Raw genomic sequence first — 2,184 nt, forward strand, 5'->3', positions numbered from 1 at the left:
AGTCTGTTTGTGAGTAAGCATTCAGCCATCAGCTATTTGTTATTAATTCATTATCATACTTGAGAGAAATTATCCGCCAAGGATGATTAAAATTAATTAATGAAATTGGCTATAACCTAACCTCAATTCTTGCTTGCATAAGTTCATACATCTGATTGCTGTTTCGGAGCATGAAAAACGGAAACGCTAATAGCTGTTTGCGCAGCATTTCGCAGGAAATGCTTACATATTAAGAACTACCACTTCCCAAAATATACAAACTTAGTAATGTTCCACCATTCCATAAACTATGTAACAACATGGAAGATAAAAGGTTACGAGACCTAGTATAAACTACTCCTAAAATCATTCCTAAAACAGCTAAAGGTAAAACTTCTGAAATATTCAAATGAGCTATGGCGAATAAAAATCCACTTGCTACAACAGCTCCCCACACTGGCATATATTTTGTTAAAGAAGGCAACAAAAATCCTCGAAACATAATCTCTTCAAAAACTGGTGCAGCAATAGAAGCTGTGACATAAAAAAGAGCTAAAGCTAATCCATCTTGTCCGTTCAAAGCAATAGGTAAAATTGGATTACTTCCACCTTGACCTTGCCATAATTGTTGATTAATTAAAGATATTAAAATTACCATTGGCAAAGCAACAAAATATCCACCCAAACCCCAAAAAAACCAACCATCGTGTAAATCAAATTTAAACCAACCTTCCGGCAGTGGAAAAAATGACTTTAGTGAAAAATAAAGTACTAATAAACCACCTATAGAAAACAGAATATAACTCCCTAAAATATATCCAGCTTGTACCCGCACTCCCATCATTGCAGGTTGCCAATTTGTGAAACCTTTAAAAATCTCTAATCCTAAAGGAATCATAATTTGTCCGACTAAGAAAAATCCAACTACAAATACTTGTAAAATTGTTTCACCATCCCAAGTAACTTCCCAAGGTAAATTGGCATTTTTTAACAATAAAGATTCTTTACCAGAGATTAACCATTGTATTCCTAAAAATATGAGTAATCCTATTCCGAATACTAATCCCATTCCTGGCAAACCAGCAACAATTGCTAACTTTAATACTGCCTGTTGAGCTATTTCTTGTTCCTGGGTTTCTAGTTGAGCTAAAACCTCTTGTCTTTCCTGTAATTTATATAATTCTTTTAAGGCACGATAACGAAACCATCCATCTAAATTTTTCTGGATTAAAGTTTCTGCATCAGGTAAAATTTTCGCTGGATTATTCCAAATTTCACTTAAAACTTTTGCCGTTTCTCCTAAAGACTGATTTTCTATTTCTGACTCAGTTAAATTTTGCCAACTTTGCCTAGCTTCATCTATTTGATTTTTTTGTGCCTGTAAAATTCCGATATTAATATCAAATTCATTAATCAGATTTTTTAACTGACTTATATTCCGGTCTAACTGTTGTACTTCTCCTAAATTTTCCACCTCTAGAGTTTGTTTTTCCAGTTGCTGTTGAGCCGACTGACGAGCATTTTTATATTGTATTAATCCTGCCTTATAAGAATCATTACCAATCAAAGCTTCACTAGCTAAAGTAAAATTCTTACTATCTAAATCTTCAGGTTGCCATTCCGCAGCGTGCAACAATAAATTAGTCTGATATAACTCCAAACGACCTTGAATTTGTGGCTGAGTTACACTACTAAATAAAGAAAAACCAATAAAAGAAATGGCTACAATAGTCAGAATACTTAAAATTAATCTTTTAATCGTCATTAATATAGCAATCCTATTTTATTTGTGTATAAAAATCTTAACGCTTTTAGGGAACAGGGAACAGGGAACAGGGAACAGATGGGAGTTTCAGTTTTTTTATTTACTTTTTGATTTGTCACGACTTATCAAAATAATATGGGTCTAGAACCCCACCTTTTAAGGCGCAATATTTTTGGAGAGTTGCTCATGCATCCCTGTTACAAAAATCACTTCTAACTGGACTTTTAGATTTTTTACACTGAAAATGGCTTCAAACCGAGTATTAGCAATGAAAATACCTGAACTTGCTTGAAATGGCTGAAACCTAGATATATCAAGAATTAGACTAAGCAATGTTTTTCCCACTGTTCCCTGTTCCCTGTTCCCTGTTCCCTGCTGCCTGTTGCCTGTTGCCTGTTGCCTGTTGCCTGTTCCCTGCTATAAGTACCACAAACGAGGTA

The 2,184-nt window shown here is 34.4% G+C and carries 1 protein-coding gene; it reads right to left on the reverse strand.

Going from position 1 to position 2,184, the window contains the following annotated elements; translation table 11 throughout:
* Nucleotides 1-229: 229 nt before the first annotated feature.
* Nucleotides 230-1,744, reverse strand: a complete 1,515-nt coding sequence (locus tag AC3DU7_RS03900; RefSeq protein ID WP_488038046.1) for a CPBP family intramembrane glutamic endopeptidase — start codon at nucleotides 1,742-1,744, stop codon at nucleotides 230-232.
* Nucleotides 1,745-2,184: the final 440 nt, after the last annotated feature.

The organism is Okeania sp. (assembly GCF_983059655.1).